Origin of the sequence: Nocardiopsis mangrovi (assembly GCF_042653925.1) — a bacterium.
Classification (GTDB): domain Bacteria; phylum Actinomycetota; class Actinomycetes; order Streptosporangiales; family Streptosporangiaceae; genus Nocardiopsis_B; species Nocardiopsis_B mangrovi.
The window spans coordinates 39,270-57,030 of record NZ_JBHSFQ010000036.1 but is presented as its reverse complement, the minus strand read 5'-3'; the positions used below and the strand labels follow the sequence as shown (position 1 = coordinate 57,030).

At 75.1% G+C, this 17,761-nt stretch carries 16 protein-coding genes; 2 read left to right on the top strand and 14 right to left on the bottom strand.

Features of this window, described 5'->3' with window-relative positions; translation table 11 throughout:
- Positions 1-17: 17 nt before the first annotated feature.
- The 6 genes from ACFO4E_RS26185 to ACFO4E_RS26160 all read right to left on the bottom strand — a co-directional run bounded on the left by ACFO4E_RS26185 (position 18) and on the right by ACFO4E_RS26160 (position 8,987).
- On the bottom strand, positions 18-1,274 hold the full coding sequence (locus ACFO4E_RS26185) for an amidohydrolase family protein (RefSeq protein ID WP_378579226.1): 1,257 nt from the start codon (positions 1,272-1,274) through the stop codon (positions 18-20).
- Complete coding sequence (locus ACFO4E_RS26180) at positions 1,271-2,641, bottom strand: formimidoylglutamate deiminase (RefSeq protein WP_378579224.1); 1,371 nt, start codon at positions 2,639-2,641, stop codon at positions 1,271-1,273. Before ACFO4E_RS26180 ends, ACFO4E_RS26185 begins: the two co-directional genes overlap by 4 nt.
- 418 nt (positions 2,642-3,059) lie before the next feature.
- The gene (locus tag ACFO4E_RS26175; protein ID WP_378579222.1) at positions 3,060-4,286 is read right to left on the bottom strand and encodes an allantoate amidohydrolase; all 1,227 of its coding nucleotides are present in this window, start codon (positions 4,284-4,286) and stop codon (positions 3,060-3,062) included.
- 92 nt (positions 4,287-4,378) lie between these two features.
- Positions 4,379-6,049, bottom strand: a complete 1,671-nt coding sequence (hutU, locus tag ACFO4E_RS26170; RefSeq protein WP_378579219.1) for a urocanate hydratase — start codon at positions 6,047-6,049, stop codon at positions 4,379-4,381.
- A 35-nt stretch (positions 6,050-6,084) separates the two neighbouring features.
- Positions 6,085-7,629 carry a histidine ammonia-lyase gene (gene hutH, locus ACFO4E_RS26165; protein ID WP_378579217.1) on the bottom strand — a complete coding sequence of 515 codons (1,545 nt, stop codon included), beginning with the start codon at positions 7,627-7,629 and terminating at the stop codon, positions 6,085-6,087.
- Between the two features lie 362 nt (positions 7,630-7,991).
- Positions 7,992-8,987 (bottom strand): LysR family transcriptional regulator, encoded by a 996-nt coding sequence (locus tag ACFO4E_RS26160; RefSeq protein ID WP_378579215.1) that lies wholly within the window; start codon positions 8,985-8,987, stop codon positions 7,992-7,994.
- Positions 8,988-9,061: 74 nt separating this feature from the next.
- Between ACFO4E_RS26160 and ACFO4E_RS26155 the strand changes: the two genes are divergently transcribed.
- Together ACFO4E_RS26155 and ACFO4E_RS26150 are read left to right on the top strand one after the other, a co-directional pair.
- Positions 9,062-9,232, top strand: a complete 171-nt coding sequence (locus ACFO4E_RS26155) for a hypothetical protein (RefSeq protein ID WP_378579213.1) — start codon at positions 9,062-9,064, stop codon at positions 9,230-9,232.
- 197 nt (positions 9,233-9,429) lie between these two features.
- On the top strand, positions 9,430-10,191 hold the full coding sequence (locus ACFO4E_RS26150; protein ID WP_378579211.1) for an IclR family transcriptional regulator: 762 nt from the start codon (positions 9,430-9,432) through the stop codon (positions 10,189-10,191).
- Positions 10,192-10,270: 79 nt separating this feature from the next.
- On the opposite strand, the gene ACFO4E_RS26145 is transcribed toward ACFO4E_RS26150, so the two are convergent.
- From ACFO4E_RS26145 to ACFO4E_RS26110, 8 genes are all read right to left on the bottom strand, one after another.
- Entirely contained in the window at positions 10,271-10,642 is a 372-nt protein-coding gene (locus tag ACFO4E_RS26145) for an RNA polymerase-binding protein RbpA (RefSeq protein WP_378579208.1), read from the bottom strand.
- A 114-nt stretch (positions 10,643-10,756) separates the two neighbouring features.
- Complete coding sequence (gene secG, locus ACFO4E_RS26140) at positions 10,757-10,993, bottom strand: preprotein translocase subunit SecG (protein ID WP_378579206.1); 237 nt, start codon at positions 10,991-10,993, stop codon at positions 10,757-10,759.
- 313 nt (positions 10,994-11,306) lie between these two features.
- Positions 11,307-12,086, bottom strand: coding sequence for a triose-phosphate isomerase (tpiA, locus tag ACFO4E_RS26135; protein ID WP_378579204.1), 780 nt, complete (start codon positions 12,084-12,086; stop codon positions 11,307-11,309).
- Between the two features lie 62 nt (positions 12,087-12,148).
- Positions 12,149-13,336 carry a phosphoglycerate kinase gene (locus ACFO4E_RS26130; RefSeq protein WP_378579202.1) on the bottom strand — a complete coding sequence of 396 codons (1,188 nt, stop codon included), beginning with the start codon at positions 13,334-13,336 and terminating at the stop codon, positions 12,149-12,151.
- A 116-nt stretch (positions 13,337-13,452) separates the two neighbouring features.
- Complete coding sequence (gap, locus tag ACFO4E_RS26125; protein WP_378579200.1) at positions 13,453-14,457, bottom strand: type I glyceraldehyde-3-phosphate dehydrogenase; 1,005 nt, start codon at positions 14,455-14,457, stop codon at positions 13,453-13,455.
- A gap of 605 nt (positions 14,458-15,062) precedes the next feature.
- Positions 15,063-16,043: a DNA-binding protein WhiA gene (gene whiA / locus ACFO4E_RS26120; protein WP_378579198.1), complete on the bottom strand. Its 981-nt coding sequence runs from the start codon at positions 16,041-16,043 to the stop codon at positions 15,063-15,065.
- 330 nt (positions 16,044-16,373) lie between these two features.
- Entirely contained in the window at positions 16,374-16,751 is a 378-nt protein-coding gene (locus ACFO4E_RS26115; RefSeq protein ID WP_378579196.1) for a DUF488 domain-containing protein, read from the bottom strand.
- A 57-nt stretch (positions 16,752-16,808) separates the two neighbouring features.
- Positions 16,809-17,735, bottom strand: coding sequence for a gluconeogenesis factor YvcK family protein (locus ACFO4E_RS26110; RefSeq protein ID WP_378579263.1), 927 nt, complete (start codon positions 17,733-17,735; stop codon positions 16,809-16,811).
- Between the last annotated feature and the right edge of the window lie 26 nt (positions 17,736-17,761).

Sequence of the window (17,761 nt, the reverse complement as noted above, 5' to 3'; positions counted from 1 at the left end):
TGTACGGGGAAATGGCCTCACACGCCGCCCGCCACCAATTCTCCGTCCTTCCAGACCGCGGCCACCAATGGGACGCCCGGGCGGTAGGCGAGGTAGACGGGATCGGGGGCGTCGAGGAGGGTGAGGTCGGCGCGGGCGCCGGTGCCGAGGTGGCCGATGTCGGTGCGGCGCAGGGCGCGGGCCCCGCCTCTGGTGGCGGCGTGCAGGGCCTCGTCGGGCGTCATGCGCATCTCGCGGACCGCCAGGGCGATGCAGAACGCCATGCTGGAGGTGAAGCAGGAGCCCGGGTTGCAGTCGGTCGCCAGCGCCACCGCCGCTCCCGCGTCGAGGAGGGCGCGTGCGGGCGGGTAGGGCTGGCGGGTGGCGAAGTCCACGCCGGGCAGCAGGGTGGCCACGGTGCCGCCGCGCGCGGTCGCCTCCGTCGCGCTCCCTCCGGCCCCCTCTCCCACTCCCTCAGCGGGGGCGGCGGAGGCGAGAGCGTCGATGTCGCCCGGGTCGAGGTGGGTGCAGTGGTCCACCGATGCCGCGCCCGCTTCGACCGCCACCCGGACGCCCGGACCGGGCCCCGACTGGTTGCCGTGGACGCGGGCGCCCAGCCCCGCGCGCCGCCCCGCCGCCAGCACGCGCCGGGCGGCGTCGGCGTCGAACGCGCCGCGCTCGCAGAACACGTCGATCCAGCGGGAGTGGGGGGCGCACGCCTCCAGCATGGGGCCGGTGACCAGGTCGAGGTAGCCCGCGGGGTCGTCGGCGTACTCGGCGGGCACGACGTGGGCGCCGAGGAAGGTGGTCTCGTCGGTCACCCGGGCGGCCACCCGCAGGCAGCGCTCCTCCTCGGCGGTGCTCAGCCCGTACCCCGACTTCACCTCCAGGGTGGTGGTGCCCTGGGTTCGGGCTTCGCGCAGCAGCCGCTCGGCGGTGCCCAGCAGTTCGGCGTCGGTGGCGGCGCGGGTCGCGGCCACCGTGGTGCGGATACCGCCCGCCTCGTAGGGGCGGCCGGCCATGCGGGCGGCGAACTCGCGGCCCCGGTCCCCGGCGAAGACGATGTGGGAGTGGCTGTCGACGAAGCCCGGGATGACGCACCGCCCGGCGGCGTCGACGCGCGCGTCGGCGTCCGGCGCGTGCGCGGAGGGCCCCGTCCAGGCCACCCGGCCCTGCTCGACCACCAGGGCGGCACGGGCGATCACGCCGAGGGCACCCTCCCCCGTCCCCGGGGCGTTGGTGACGAGGGAGCCGATGCCGTCGATGAGCAGTGATCCTGGGGCGGGGGCGGTCACGCGATCAGCTCCTTGATGGCCGTGTGCAGGTCGCGGGGGGCGTCGGGGATCAGGGCGTGAACGCCGTCGCGGACGATCCACCGGCCGTCGGCCATGACGTGGCGGACGTCGGCTGCGGCGGCCGCGAACACCACCGCCTCGGCCGCGGCAGTCGCGGGGTCCGCGCCGGCCAGCCGGATGCCGTCCAGGTCGAGGGTGACGAGGTCGGCGCGGTACCCCGGGGCGATCCGGCCGGCGTCGGGCCAGCCCAGCGCCGTGGCGTGGCCCGCGCCGTGCAGCGCGTCGAGGAGGGCCGCGGCGGGCAGGGTGCCGCGGCGCCCGGTGCGCAGCCGCTCGTGCATCTCGGCCCCGCGCGCCTCCTCGAACATGTCGATGGTGGAGTGGCCGTCACTGCCCAATGACAGAGGGACGCCCGCCAGGTCGGCCAGCGGGGGCAGGCCGTCGGCGAGGTCGCGTTCGGTGGTCGGGCACAGGCACACGCCCGCTCCGGAGGAGCGGATGCGGCCGGTGTCGCCGGGGGTGAGATGGGTGGCGTGGACGAGGACGGGCCTGCGGGTCAGGAAGCCGGTGTCGTCCAGCAGTTCGGCGGGGGTGCGGCCGTAGGCGGCCCGGCAGGCGCTGTTCTCGGCGGGCTGCTCGGAGAGGTGGATGTGGGTCGCGGCCCACCCGGCGCCCTCGCCGAGTTCGGCGACGCGGGCGATGTCGGCGGGCGCGCAGGCGCGCACCGAATGGACCGCGGCGCCCACGCGGGTGTGCCCGCCGGGGCGGAACGCGTCCACGCGGCCGGCCCACTGCTCGACACCGGGGTCGGCGAAGCGCGCCTGGGCGCCGTCGAGCGCGAGGGCGGTGCCGTCGGGGGCGAGGCCGCCCCTGAGGTAGCAGGTGTCGAGCAGGGTGATCCTGATTCCGGCGTCCGCGGCGGCCTGGGTGAGGGCCGCTCCCATGGCGTTGGGGTCGGCGTAGGGGCGGCCGCCGGGGGCGTGGTGCAGGTAGTGGAACTCGCCCACACAGGTGATTCCCGCGAGCGCCATCTCGGCGTAAACGGCGCGGGCCAGGCGCAGGTAGGAGTCCGGATCGAGCCGGGCGGCGATCCGGTACATGCGCTCCCGCCAGGTCCAGAAACTGCCCCCGTTCTCCCCGGTCCGGCCGCGCAGCGCCCGGTGGAAGGCGTGGGAGTGGGCGTCGGCCAGCCCGGGGAGCGTGAGCCCGGCCAGCCGCCGGGCATCGGGGGGCGGCCCGGCGCTCTCCCCCACCGACACGATCCGCCCGTCGTCCACCTCGACGACCACCCCGGCCCGCGCCCCGGCACCGGCCGGATCCCCGGTCAGCGCCCACGCACACCAGTACCGCTCCGGCCGCCCGCTCACCGCTCACCGCCATTGCCGTCGTCGCAGCCGGGCGAAACGGTCGGCGCACCGATGCGGAGGGCCGGGCACATGGGCGCCGCCGTGCCCGCCGCCTCTCCACCGCCGACCACGCGCGAGGCCGCGCCCGCCCGGTCCACCGCTTCCCGTCCCGCCCGCAGCGGAAGGGCACAGCGGGCGGATCCGACCGCTGCGCCGCGGTCCGATCCCCCGGTCGGCGGCCGGACCGGCTCCACCGTCACTCCGCACGGAAATGAAGCGCGGGACCGGCACCGGCCCCTCCCCGGCGCCTCCGCCGCACAATCGCCCACCCCACCCGCCCACGGCATCCGCCGACCGGCGGGTGGGACCGTGTGTGCCCGCATCCCGCTCGGCCCGACGCGGGGTGATCGGGCTCCGTCGCGCCTTTCTCGCGTCGGCATCATGCGGTGTCGTCGCATGCCAGGTCCGCCAGGACGTCGGTCAGGGCCGCGACGCCCCTGTGGCGGTCCGCCGGTTCGGCGTGTTCCTGCGGGGCGTGCGATATGCCCGTTGGGTTGCGGACGAACAGCATGGCCGTTGGCACCGCCGTTGAGAGGACCCCCGCGTCGTGGCCCGCTCCGGTGGGGAGGACGGGAGCGGGCGCGCCGTCGGCGCCGGCCAGGGCCGCGACGCGGTCGCGCAGGCCGGAGCGGAAGTTCACCACGGGCGAGTAGGACTCCTGGTAGGTGGCCTGGAAGACGCCGTGCTCGACCGCCGCGCTGCGGGCGGCGGCGTCGACGGCGTCGGTGACCGCGCGCAGGGCGGCCTCGTCGGGTGCGCGGGCGTCGAGCCACGCGCGCACCCGCGACGGGATGGCGTTGCTGCCGTTGGGCGAGACGTGCACCTTGCCCACTGTGGCGACCGCGCCGTGCTCCTCGGCCGCGGCGCGGGCCGCCAGGACGGTCGCGGCGAACGGCAGCATCGGGTCGTTGCGGTCGGCCAGCCGGGTGGTGCCCGCATGGTCGGCCCGGCCGGAGAAGTCCATGCGCCAGCGTCCATGCGGCCACACCGACCCGGCCACGCCCACCGGGGCACCGGAGTGGACCAGCCCGCGCCCCTGCTCGACGTGCAGCTCCACGAACGCTCCGATGTTCGCAACGAGGTCGGGATCGGGCCCAATCCCCGATGGGTCCAGGCCCGCCGCCTCCATGGCGGAGGACCAGGTGACGCCGTCGGCGTCGGTGAGGCCGGCGGCCCGGTGGGCGGTGATGGCGCCGGTGAGCAGGCGCGAGCCCAGGCAGGGGACGCCGAAGCGGGCCCCCTCCTCCTCGACGAAGACCGTCACGGCGAGCGGGCGGTCGGGCCGCAGGCCGCGCCGGCGCAGTTCGGCCACCGCCGCCAGCGCGCCGGCCACCCCCAGCGGGCCGTCGAACGCGCCGCCGTCGGGAACGGAGTCCAGGTGCGACCCGGTGACGACGGCCCCGGGGCCCGGCTCTCCCCACCACGCCCACAAGTTGCCGTTGCCGTCGGCCCGCACGTCGAGGCCGAGGCCGCCCGCCGCTTCGGTGAACCAGGCGCGGACGTCGCGGTCGGCCGGTGTCCAGGAGAACCTGCGGTACCCGCCGGTGGTGCGGTCGCGGCCCAATGGGGCCAGCCCGGCCCACAGGTCATCGAACGTCTCGCTCATGGTCCGCCGTCCTCCGTCGTCGATCGTCGTCGCCCCGAGCCGCCGGGTCCGCCCCCCGCGCCCCGATGCCGGTCCCCGTCCCCGTCCCACCGTCAGGTGCCCGACATCGGGATGCGCAGCCCGTGGTCGCGGGCGACCGCCTCTGCCTCGGCATACCCGGCGTCGGCGTGCCGGATCACGCCCGTCGCGGGATCGTTGGTGAGGACCCGTTCCAGCTTGCGCGCCGCGAGGTCGGTGCCGTCGGCGACGCTGACCTGACCGGCGTGGATGGACCGGCCCATCCCGACCCCGCCCCCGTGGTGGATGGACACCCACGATGCGCCCGACGCCGTGGTGACCAGCGCGTTGAGCAGCGGCCAGTCGGCTATGGCGTCGGACCCGTCCTTCATCGCCTCGGTCTCGCGGTAGGGCGAGGCCACCGAGCCGGTGTCGAGGTGGTCGCGCCCGATGGCGAGCGGCGCGCTGATCTCGCCCGACGCCACCAGTTCGTTGAAGCGCAGGCCGGCGGCGGCCCGTTCGCCCTGGCCGAGCCAGCAGATACGGGCGGGCAGCCCCTGGAAGGCGACCTTCTCGCCGGCCAGGCGGATCCAGCGGGCGAGGTGGTGGTCGTCGGGGAACAGGTCGAGGACGGCGCGGTCGGTGCGCGCGATGTCGGCGGGGTCGCCGGAGAGCGCCGCCCACCGGAACGGCCCCTTGCCCTCGCAGAACAGCGGGCGGATGTAGGCGGGGACGAACCCCGGGAAGTCGAAGGCGCGGGCGTAGCCGGCGGCGCGCGCCTCCCCCCGGATGGAGTTGCCGTAGTCGAAGACCTCGGCGCCCGCGTCGGCGAAGCCGACCATGGCCTCCACGTGCACGGCCATCGACAGCCGCGCCCGTTCGGTGAACGCGGCGGGGTCGGCGGCGGCGAGGTCGCGCCACTCGGCGGGGTCGACCCCGATGGGCAGGTAGGCAAGGGGGTCGTGCGCGGAGGTCTGGTCGGTGACGATGTCGATGGGCGCGCCGCGCTCCAGGAGTTCGGGCACGGCCTCGGCGGCGTTGCCCAGCAGGCCGATGGACAGGGGGCGGCGCTCCGCACTCGCGCGCCCGGCCAGGCGCAGCGCCTCGTCGAGGCCGTCGGCGCGCACGTCCAGGTAGCCGCCGCGCAGCCGCCGGTCGATCCGGGTGGCGTCGCACTCCACGACCAGGGCGACGCCGCCGTTCATGGTGACGGCCATGGGCTGTGCGCCGCCCATGCCGCCGAGCCCGGCGGTCAGCGTGACGGTCCCGGCCAGGGTTCCGCCGAAGCGCCGCGCGGCGACCGCTCCGAAGGTCTCGTAGGTGCCCTGGAGGATGCCCTGGGTGCCGATGTAGATCCACGAGCCCGCGGTCATCTGCCCGAACATGGTCAGGCCGAGGGCTTCCAGGCGGCGGAACTCCGCCCAGTTCGCCCAGTCGCCGACCAGGTTGCTGTTGGCGATGAGGACGCGCGGCGCCCATTCGTGGGTGCGCAGGACGCCGACCGGGCGGCCCGACTGCACGAGCAGGGTCTCGTCGTCGGCGAGGTCGAGCAGGGACGCGGTGATGCGGTCGAAGCTGGCCCAGTCGCGTGCGGCCCGCCCGGTGCCGCCGTAGACCACCAGCTGTTCGGGGTGCTCGGCCACGTCGGGGTCGAGGTTGTTGTGCAGCATGCGCAGGGCGGCCTCCTGGGCCCACCCCCTGGCGGATCGCTTCGGGCCGCGCGGCGCTCTGACCTGGCGCGGGCCCCCGTTGCCGGTGGCGGTCATGCCGGTCCTCCTCCGTTGTCCGTCGGGGTGTCGGTTCAGCCGAGGGGGGTGACCGATTCGGCTGCGGCGAGAACGGTGCCGTCGGCGATCAGCCCGGCGGCCTCGGCGATCTCGGGGGCGAGGTGGCGGTCGGGCCCGGGGCCGGCGACGCGGGTGCGCAGCGCGTCGCGCACCGCCGCGGTGGCCGGCGCCGGGGTGAGCGGGGCGCGCAGGTCCAGCGCGCGGGCGGCGGTGAGCAGCTCCACGGCCAGGACGCGGGTGAGGCCGTCGACGGCGCGGCGCAGCTTGCGCGCCGCCGACCAGCCCATGGCGACGTGGTCCTCCTGCATGGCCGAGCTGGGGATGGAGTCGACGCTCGCGGGGACGGCCAGGCGCTTGAGGTCGGAGACGATCGCGGCCTGGGTGTAGTGGGCGATCATCTGCCCGGAGTCGACTCCGGGATCGTCGGCGAGGAAGGCCGGCAGCCCGTGGGAGCGGGAGACGTCGAGCATCCGGTCGGTGCGGCGCTCGGCGATGGAGGCGACGTCGGCCACGGCGATCGCCAGGAAGTCGAGCACGTAGCCGACCGGGGCGCCGTGGAAGTTGCCGTTGGACTCCACCCGCCCGTCGGGCAGGACGACGGGGTTGTCGATGACGGCGGCGAGTTCGCGCGCCGCGACGGTCTCGGCGTGGGCGAGGGTGTCGCGCGCGGCGCCGGCGACCTGGGGTGCGCAGCGCAGCGAGTAGGCGTCCTGGACGCGCGTGCAGCCGGGGCCCCGGTGGGAGGCGACGATGGCCGAGCCGGCGAGCAGCGCGCGCATGTTGGCGGCGGCGGCCGCCTGCCCGGGGTGGGGGCGCAGCGCCTGGAGGTCGGCCGCGAAAACGCGGTCGGTGCCCAGGAGCGCTTCGACGCTCATGGCAGCGGTGATGTCGGCGACCCGCAGGAGCGTGTTCAGGTCGTTGCAGGCCAGCACCAGCATGCCGAGCATGCCGTCGGTGCCGTTGATCAGCGCCAGCCCCTCCTTGGCCGCGAGCTCGACCGGGTGCAGGCCCGCGGCGGCCAGGGCGTCGGCGGCGCCCGTGCGCGCGCCGTCGGCGTCGCGGACGTCGCCTTCGCCCGTCAGGGCGAGGGCGACGTGGGAGAGCGGGGCGAGGTCGCCGGAGCAGCCCAGGCTGCCGTATTCGTGGACGACCGGCGTGATCCCGGCGTTGAGCAGGCCGGCCAGCGCGTGGGCGGTGGCCGGCTCCACTCCGGTGCCCCCGGAGGCGAGGGTGCCCAGCCGCAGCAGCATGAGCGCGCGCACCACCTCCCGCTCGACCTCGGGCCCGGTGCCGGCGGCGTGGGAGCGGATGAGGGAGCGCTGCAGCCGGGCGCGCAGCCCGGGAGCGATGTGGCGGGTGGCCAGGGCGCCGAAGCCGGTGCTCACGCCGTAGGCGGGCAGCTCGCCCGCGGCGAGTTCGAGGACGCGTTCCCGCCCCGTGCGCAGGGCCTGGTCGGCGCCCTCGGTGAGGCGGACGCGCGCGCCGCCGCGTGCGACGGCGACGATGTCGCCCGGTGCCGGCCGCGTGGGGCCGATCGGGATCTCCGGAGCGAGGGTCATCTGGCACCTCCTTGCGGCGCACCCGCGGGGCCGACCGGGGGAACGCGTCCCTGACGATCTCGTGGCGGTCGGACAGGCCCGGTCGGCCGCGCTCGGACCGGGCGGGCCTCCAGCCGGTCCGGCGGGCGGCGGTCGCCCGCGGAGCGCGCGGGACCGCCGGGCGGCGCCCGGTCCCCGCCGGCGGTTCGGGGTGGCTGCGGTCGGTGAAGCAGGACGGTCCCGCCCGCTAGGGCGGAATCCCCACCGTTCCCGGCGGAGAAGAGGTCAGGGACCATTCCACGCCGCGGGGTCGGCGTTTGCGAGCCCCGACACGGCGTTGGTGTCCGGTATTTCGGACGGTGGCGCCGGAGGGCCCGCGGGGGTCACCGCCCGGCTCCGGAGCGTGCGCCGGCCCCCGTTGCCGCGGGAGCGTCTGCGGCGGGCCGCGGGCCCGGCCACGCGTCGTCGTCCCAGCTCGCCCGCGCGATCTCGTGGAGCGCCGCCATCCCGCGGCGGATGGCCGGGTGCTGATCCGCCCCGCTGCGCACGACCGTGAGGATCGACCGGGCCGGGCGGACCTCGCCGCTCAGCCGGACCCGGACGACGTCGTGCTCGGCCGCGAGCGGCAGCAGCCTCGGCACCAGGGAGATGCCCAGCCCGCTGCACACCAGCGCGGTGACGGCGATCCAGTCGGCGGCGTGGTGCACGATGCGCGGGGTGAACCCGGCCGCGGCGCAGGCCACCTGGACCATGCGGCCGTGGTCGCAATCGGGGCGGTGCGAGGCGACCCAGTCCTCGTGGGCGGTGTCGGCCAGGCGCACGAACGCGCGGCCCGCCAGCGGGTGGCCGGCCGGCACCAGGAGGTCTTGGGGGTCGTCCACGAGGAGGCGCTGGTCGAACCGGCCGTCGTCCACCGGCGGGAACCCGGGCTCGGGGACGACCAGGGCGAGGTCGGCGGCCCCGGCGAGCAGCAGGTCGAAGCTCTCGGCGGATTCGGCCTCGGCGACCGAGACGTCCATCGCCGGATGCGTGCGGCGCAGGAGGGCGGTGGCCGGGGCGAGCAGGGTCGACACCCCCGTTGGATAGCCGCACATGCGCAGCGGGCCGGTCTCGCCCTCGGCGTGGGCGGCGAGATCGGCCAGGGCCTGCTCCCACCGGGTGGTCATGGCGTCGGCGTGCCGCAGCAGCACGTGGGCGGCCGAGGTGAGCCGGATCCGCCGGCCCTCGGGCTCCAGCAGCGGCACCCCGAGGTCGCGGGAGAGCTGGCGGATCTGCTGGGAGACGGCGGACGGGGTGAGGTGCAGCGACTCCGCCGCCGCGGTGACGGTTCCGTGGTGGTGCACCGCGCGCAGCACGCGCAGTCTGCGAAGGTCGAGCATGAAGGGAACGCTACAAGGTAGCGTGCAGAAAGTGTAGATGGACGTGAACGATCGTCCGGCCGCAGACTGGGCCCATGGAACGATGCGAGCGTCGCGAAGAGGCCGGCACCACCTGCCCCGGCTGCGGGTGGCCCGATTCCGAGGTGTTCGAAGTGGTCTCGCGGCACATGGTGTCCACCGGCATGATGGTCTACACGCGCTGCCCCTGCGGGCGGCTGCGGGCGCGCACCGTCACCGTCCCCTGACCGCCCGGGACCGATCGGCCCCGCTCGCCCGCCGAGTAGCCCGGGGGCGCGGCGTCCCCCGGCCGGACACCGGGCCGACCGCGCGAGGCCGCCCGGGGCGGATCGGGACGTCCGCGGCGGCCGGGCGCCTCGCGGGCGCTGGGCGGACCGCCGGGGTACGGCGGGCGGCGGCGGGGCGGGCGTGGCACACTCGCCGCATGAGCCATGTTCCGGCGGCGACACGGGTGCTGCGGGTGCTGCGGTTCCTGGCCGAGCGCCCGGGCCCCGTATCGGCCGCCGCGATCGCCGCGGGCCTGGGCCTGCCCCGCTCCAGCGTGTACCAGTTGCTGGAGGCCATGGCCGAAGAGGGGTTCGTGACCCACCTGCCCGAGGAGCGCAGATGGGGCCTGGGGCTGGCGGCCTTCGAGATCGGCTCCGCCTATCTGCGCCACGACCCCCTGGAGCGCCTGGCCCGGCCCCTGCTGAAGCGGCTGAGCGCCGAGACCGGCGCCACCGCGCACCTGGGCGTCCTGCACGGGGCCGACACGCTCTACCTGCTCAAGGAGCAGCCGCCGCACGCTCCTACCCTGGTCACCGCCGTGGGGGTGCGACTCCCGGCCCACCTGACGGCGTCGGGCCGCGCGCTGCTGGCGCACCTGCCGCGCGCCCAGGTGCGGGCTCTCTACCCCGGCGCGGCGCACTTCGTCGACCGGACCGGCCACGGCCCGCGCTCACCGGGCGAGCTGCGCGAACGCCTCGCGGTGGAACGGCGCCAGGGGTTCGCCACGGAGGAGTACGCCGTGACCGAGGGGTTCTCCTCGGTGGCGGCCGCGGCGTTCGACCACAACGGAGCCCCCGTGGCCTCGATCGGCCTCACGGTGCCCAGCGCGCGGCCGGTCAGCCCGTCGGGGCTGGCCGCACGGGCGTGCGACGCCGCCGCCGAACTCACCCGCCGCCTGGGCGGGCGGGCACCGGGCTGAAGCGCCCGGCGGCACCGGCGCCGCAGACGCCGACGGCCGCCTCCCCAACCGGTGCGGGGCGGGGAGGCGGCCGGGAAGATCAGCCCGCGTTGGCCCGCATGAACGCCTGGACCTCGGCGCGGTCCGCGCGGAGCTTGGCGAGCGCCTCATCGAGGATGAGCCGGCCCTCCTCCTCGCTGCGGCGCTCCTTCACGTAGGCCAGGTGCGTCTTGTAGGGCTCGGTGCGCGGCGGAGCCGGCGGGTTCTGCGCGTCCTTGCCCGCGGGGAAGCCGCAGCGAGGGCAGTCCCACTCCTCGGGGACCGCGGCCTCGTGAGCGAAGCTCGGCACGACCTCATGCTTGTTGGCGCAGTAGAACGGGACGCGGACCCGCGGCGCGGACTCGCCCCGCTCGGCCTCGCCCATCGGACCGGCGCCGACGCGGCTGCCACGGATGGCACTGCCACTACCCACGAAAACTCCTTAGCCGGACATACCCCACGAAAAGGGGAAACCTGATGCGCGCTCCGCACAGCGACAAGGTGCGGTCAGCGCGCCCGCGCCTCCCATGGGCACGGGCTGGGACGATTACGCTCCCCGGTTGATCAGCAGCCCGAGAACGACGGCGCTCACGATCCAGATGAGGCCCGTTGCGATCGTCAGGCGGTCGAGGTTGCGCTCGACCACCGAGGATCCGCCCAGGGAGGAGGTGACACCGCCACCGAACAGATCGGACAGGCCGCCGCCCTTGCCCTTGTGGAGGAGGACCAGCAGGATCAGCAGCACGCTGCAAAGCATCACGACAATGGACAGACCGAGGATCACACGCTCACCCGTAGCTCGACCCCGACGAGGGGATTGACGACCTTGGGCCCCAAGACCGCGTTATCGCCGCTCGGCTGGGCCAAGGGCCCGGCGGAGGAGGGACCGGGGACAGTTCTCGATTTTACCGTGCGCCCGCGAGGGCGCCGGCTCGTTCCCAAGGGTAAACCCTTTCGGGCAGTCTAACCCGACCCGCGCACCGCTCTGTTCCGCCCCGGCTGCGCTGCGCGCACGGCGGGCGGCCGGGGGGGCCGACGCCCGGGCCGCCGGATCCCCGCACCCGCGGGGATCCGGCGGCGCCGCCCGGTACGGACGGCTACTTGCCCAGCCGCGCCAGCTTGACGAACTCGTCGGGCTTGAGGCTCGCGCCGCCGACGAGGGCGCCGTCGACGTCGCTCTTCGCCATGATCCCGGCGATGTTGTCGGCCTTGACCGAGCCGCCGTAGAGGATCCGGCTCGCGCGCGAGACCTCGGGCGAGTACAGCTCGCCGATGCGCACGCGCAGGGCCCCGCACACCTCCTGGGCGTCGTCGGGGGTGGCCACCTCGCCGGTCCCGATGGCCCAGACGGGCTCGTAGGCGACCACGAGCCGTTCGGCCTGCTCGGCGGTGACGCCCTTCAGCGCGCCGTCGAGCTGCGCCAGGGAGTAGGACACCTGGTCGCCGGCCTTGCGGACGTCCAGGCCCTCGCCCAGGCACAGGATCGGCGTGATGTCGTTGGCGAACGCCGCCTTCACCTTGGCGTTGACGACGGAGTCGTCCTCCTTGTGGTACTCCCGCCGCTCGGAGTGCCCGGCCAGGACGTAGGAGCAGCCCAGCTTGGCCAGCATGGCACCGGAGATCTCGCCGGTGTAGGCGCCCTTGTCGTGCTGGGAGATGTCCTGCGCGCCGTAGCCGATGCCCAGCTTGTCGCCGTCGACCAGGGTCTGCACGCTGCGCAGGCTGGTGAAGGGCGGCAGCACCACGATCTCGGCGGCGTCGAAGTCGGCGGCATTGAGCGCGAACGCCATCTTCTGCACCAGGGCGATGGCCTCGAGGTGGTTGTTGTTGAGCTTCCAGTTGCCCGCGATGAGCGGCGTGCGCTTCGCTTCTGCCATGGTCCGTCCTTGAAAAAGCGGTTGATGCCGGAGCGTGCGGGGCGGCACGCCCCGCACGGAGGTCAGTCGTCCAGGGCCTCGATGCCCGGGAGGGGCTTGCCCTCCAGGTACTCCAGGCTGGCACCGCCGCCGGTGGAGATGTGGCCGAACGCGGCTTCGTCGAAGCCGAGCGCCCGCACCGCGGCGGCGGAGTCGCCCCCGCCCACGACGGTGAACGCCGAGGACTCCGTGAGCGCCCGGGCCAGCGCGCGCGTGCCGTGCGAGTACGGCTCCATCTCGAACACGCCCATGGGCCCGTTCCAGAACACGGTCGCGGCGTCGGCCAGCTTGTCCGCGAACAGCTCCTGGCTCCTCGGCCCGATGTCCAGGCCCATCCGGTCGGCGGGGATGGCGTCGGCGTCGACCGCGCCGTGCGGGGCGTCGGCCGAGAACGCCTCGGCCGCAACCACGTCGACGGGCAGCACGATCTCCACGCCCTGCTTCTCGGCGCGCGCCAGGTAGTCGCGGACCGTGTCGAGCTGGTCGGCCTCCAGCAGGCTGGACCCGACCTCGTAGCCCTTGGCCTTGAGGAAGGTGAAGACCATGCCGCCGCCGATGAGCAGGCGGTCGGCGGTGCCCAGCAGGTTATCGATGACGCCGAGCTTGTCGGAGACCTTGGAACCGCCGAGCACGACGGCGTAGGGCCGCGCGGGGTCGCCGGTGAGCTTGCGCAGCACCTCGACCTCGGCGAGCACCAGGCCGCCGACCGCGTGCGGCAGGCGCCGCGGCAGGTCGAAGACGCTCGCGTGCTTGCGGTGGACCGCGCCGAAGCCGTCGCCGACGTAGAGGTCGGCCAGCAGGGCGAGGCGGTCGGCGAACTCGGCGCGCTCGGCGTCGTCCTTGCTGGTCTCGCCGGGCTCGAAGCGCAGGTTCTCGACCAGCGCGACCTCGCCGTCGGCGAGCCCGCCGGTGACGGCGCGGGCGGACTCCCCCGCGGTGTCGGCCGCGAAGGCGACCGGCGCGCCCAGCAGCTCGCCGAGGCGGGCGGCGACGGGGCGCAGCGAGAACGCGGGGTCGGGGGCGCCCTTGGGGCGGCCGAGGTGCGCGGCGACGACGACGCGGGCGCCGCGGTCGCGAAGCGTGGTGATGGTGGGCAGGCTGGCCCGGATCCGGCCGTCGTCGGTGATGCGCTCACCGTCGAGCGGGACGTTCAGATCGGCCCGGACGAACACGCGCTTGCCCGAGACGTCGAGGTCATCGATCGTCCGCAAGTTGCTCTTCCTTCCGCGGGAGGCCGACCGTGCGGGGAGCCGGCGCTCACACGCCGGTGGCGCCCCTTCGCGGTGAAGGGGCGCCACCCCGGGCGCCCGCACGGTAGCGGTCTGCGTTACAGGTCGGTGCCGACCAGCTTGGCGAGGTCGACGAGGCGGTTGGAGTAGCCCCACTCGTTGTCGTACCAGCCGATGATCTTGACCGTGCTCCCGAAGGTCATGGTCAGGCTGGAGTCGAAGGTGCAGGAGGGCGAGGTGCCGACGATGTCGGAGGAGACGATCGGGTCCTCGGTGTAGCGCAGGACCTGCTTGAGCGGGCCCTCGGCCGCGGCCTTGAACGCGGCGTTGACCTCGTCCTTGGTGACCTCGCGCTCGACCTCGACGACGAGGTCGGTGACCGAGCCGTCGGGCACCGGGACGCGCATGGCCATGCCGTCGAGCTTGCCCTTGAGCTCCGGCAGCACCAGGGCGGTGGCCTTGGCGGCGCCGGTGGTGGTGGGGATGATGTTCTGGGCGGCGGCGCGGGCCCGGCGCAGGTCCGAGTGCGGGAAGTCGAGGATGACCTGGTCGTTGGTGTAGGCGTGGACCGTGGTCATCAGGCCCTTGACGATCCCGAAGTTGTCCAGCAGCACCTTGGCCATCGGGGCGACGCAGTTCGTGGTGCACGAGGCGTTGGACAGGATGTGGTGGCGCGCGGGGTCGTACTGGTCGTCGTTGACGCCCAGGACCACCGTGAGGTCCTCGCCCTTGGCGGGCGCGGAGATGATGACCTTCTTGGCGCCGGCCGCGATGTGCTTCTTGGCGTCCTCGGCCTTGGTGAAGCGGCCGGTGGACTCGATGACGACGTCGACGCCGAGGTCGCCCCAGGGGAGCTGGGCGGGGTCGCGCTGCTCGATGGTGGTGATCGAGGTGTTGCCCACGCGGATGGAGTCGTCGGCGATCTCGACGTCGCCGTCGAGGGTGCCCAGGACGGTGTCGTACTTGAGCAGGTGCGCGAGGGTGGCGTTGTCGGTGAGATCGTTCACCGCGACGATCTCGACCTCGCTGCCGGCGGCCTGGGCGGCGCGCCAGAAGTTGCGGCCGATCCGACCGAAGCCGTTCACGCCTACACGGATGGTCACGGTAACCAATCTCCTCACGTGGTCGTGGGTAGCGATGACACGTCCGGCGCCGGGCGCCGGATCGCGGAAGACGAGCGCTGGGGGTTCTCGGCCGAGCCTATCGCTCCTGTCGGCCGGCAGGGGCGATGGCCCCGGCCGCCTGGCCGGTCACCACGGCGCCGTGCTCAGCTTCGCACCGTCCGGCATGGGAGGTCTAGACCATTTTCCGAAGTTTTCGCAGGTCCGGACCGCCTAACAAAACCGCACAGCCGCTGCGGCCCGCGCCCCGCCCGCCATCACGCACGGTGACCGCGGGGGGTGGCATCGGGACGCCCGGACCCCCGCACAGGGGTTTCACCGCGCCGCGGCCGGTCCCCGTTCGGCCGCCCGCGCGGCGTGAACTTCTGTCGTTAACGCCGTGTTACCGGGAGGGGGTGGAGGGAGGCCGCCGCCGGGAAGGGCGCGCGGGCCGGGCCGCCGGCACGGGCGGGCCCGGGGCGGCGTCGCGCCGGCCGGACTCGGGAGCGGCGCCCGGCCGGGGAGGCGGGGAGCGCGGCGCGGCCGGTGCCGGCCGCAGCCGCACCGCCGCGAGGGCGCCCCGCGCGGACGGGCAGGGCTCGCGGTGCTCAGGGCACGAGCATGTCCGGGGTGAGGTTGGCGTCGGTTCCGGGCACGCCCAGGTCGCACGCGCGCTTGTCGGCCATGGCGAGCAGCCGCCGGATCCGCCCGGCGATGGCGTCCTTCGTCAGCGGGGGCGCGGAGAGCTGGCCCAGCTCCTCCAGCGACGCCTGCTTGTGGGCCAGCCGCAGCCGGCCCGCCGCCACCAGGTGGTCGGGGGCCTCCTCGCCCAGGATCTCCAGGGCGCGTTCGACCCGTGCCCCGGCCGCCACCGCGGCGCGGGCGCTGCGCCGCAGGTTGGCGTCGTCGAAGTTGGCCAGCCGGTTGGCGGTCGCCCGGACCTCGCGGCGCATCCGCCGCTCCTCCCAGGCCAGCACGCTCTGGTGGGCTCCCAGCAGGGTGAGGAGGGCGCCGATGGAGTCGCCGTCGCGCACCACGACCCGGTCGACGCCGCGGACCTCGCGCGCCTTCGCGTGCACCTTGAGCCGGCGGGCGGCCCCCACGAGGGCGAGTGCGGCCTCGGGCCCCGGGCAGGTGACCTCCAGCGACATCGAGCGCCCCGGCTCGGTCAGCGAGCCGTGCGCGATGAAGGCGCCCCGCCACGCGGACTCGGAGTCGCAGGCCCCGCCGGCGACGACGTGCCGGGGCAGGCCGCGCACGGGCCGGCCGTTGTTGTCGATCAGGCCGGTCTGGCGGGCCAGGCTCTCGCCCTCCTTGATGACGCGCACGACGTAGCGGTTGCCCTTGCGCAGGCCGCTGGGGGCCAGGACGACGACCTCGGACTCGTGGCCGAACACCTCGGAGATGTCCTTGCGCAGCCGCCGCGCGGCCGCACCGGTGTCGAGCTCGGCCTCGATCACGATGCGCCCGCTCACCAGGTGCAGGCCACCGGTGAAGCGGAGGATCGTGGAGACCTCGGCCTTCCGGCAGCATGGTTTCAGAACGGTCAATCGGCTCAACTCGTCCTTCACCACGCCGGTCATCGCCATGGATGCCGCCCTCCCCCTGGAACTGGCCACCGCCGCCGGCGGTGGGTGCACGCTGTCCGTCCTCCGTCGCAGACTACTGGCCCCGTGCCGGTTCCCCCACGCCCCCGGCCGCGTGTCCAATCTCCCTGATCGATCCGGCGAGTCGTGGTTTCCGGCTTCGGGTGATCTTGCTCCGGAATGCGCCACCGGGGCAGGGCGGGGGGCGGGAACGGGGCGGGGGAACGCGGGGCCGGGGGGCGGCCCGCGGCGGGGGCCGGCGGCCCGATCCGGCCGTGCGCGGCGGACCGGCGCGCCCACCCGGTGGCCGAGTGGGCGCGCGGGCGGCCGGGATCAGCGCCCGGCGCGGGCCCGGAGGTGGTCCCTCAGGACCACGGCCTGGTTGTGCTCGGTGTCCTTGGCCCCGAACAGGAGGGTGACCGGCCCCTTCCGCGCGGCCTCCACCAGCGGGGCGACCGCCTCGGGGCGCGACTCCAGCTCCGCGGTGTAGCGCTCGCGGAACTCCTCCCACTTGGCCGGATCGTGGCCGAACCACGTGCGCAGCTCATTGCTCGGTGCGGCGTCCTTGGGCCAGCCGTCCAGGCGCAGCGCCTCCTTGCGCACGCCGCGCGGCCACACCCGGTCGACCAGGAAGACCTGTCCCCGGGGCGGGTCGTGCACGGCGTCGTACACGCGGACAAGATCGATGCGCGGTGCCGTGTCAGCTGCCATGTGCGGCCACTGCCCCGGTCGCGGCCGGCCAACCCTCCCGCCCGGGGCGGGCGGGGTTCACTCGCGGAAGACCTGGTCGAAGGCTGCCGCGAGGCGGTCGGGGTCGTGGCGCGGAGAGCCGTCGGGTGCTCCGACGTCGGCCAGGACCAGCCGGCCGCCCAGCCCCTTGGCGGCGTCGTTGAGCGGGCCGCTGTCCTCGACCACGCCGCGGTCGGCCAGCACGACGTCGACCCCCAGGCGGGGGGCGTGGGCCGCCAGGACCTCCAGGTAGGTCTCGGGCCGGAAGCCGTCGGTCTCGCCCCGCTGCGGCGACAGGTTCAGCGCCACCATCCGGCGCGCCTTGCTCTCGACGAGGGCGTCGGCGAGGTCGGGCACCAGCAGGTGCGGCAGCACGCTGGTGAACCACGACCCGGGGCCGAAGACGATCCAGTCGGCCTCGCGCACCGCCTTGACGGCCTGCGGCGAGGCCGGCGGGTTCTCGGGCACCAGCGAGATCGAGCGGACCCGGCCGCGGGTGCTGGCGCAGGCGACCTGGCCGCGGACCGTGGTGATGCCGTGGGGCCGGTGCGGATCGGCCCCCTCGACCTCGGCGACGATGTCCAGCGGCACCGACGACATCGGCAGCACCCGGCCGTGGGCGCCGAGGAGCTGGCCCACCCAGTCGAGGCCCGCCACGGAGTCGCCCAGCAGCTCCCAGAGGGCGACGATGAGCAGGTTGCCGACCGCGTGCCCGTGCAGCTCCCCCTCGGAGCGGAAGCGGTGCTGGACGACCTCGCTCCAGGTGTGCCCCCACTCGTCGTCGCCGCACAGCGCGGCCAGGGCCATGCGGAGGTCCCCGGGCGGCAGGACGCCGAGCTCGCGGCGGAGCCGGCCGCTGGAGCCGCCGTCGTCGGCGACGGTCACGACGGCGGTGACGTCGGTGGTCACCCGCCGCAGTGCGGAAAGCGACGCGTGCAGCCCGTGCCCGCCCCCCAGCGCGACCACCCGCGGCGGCGGGGCGTCGTCGCCGC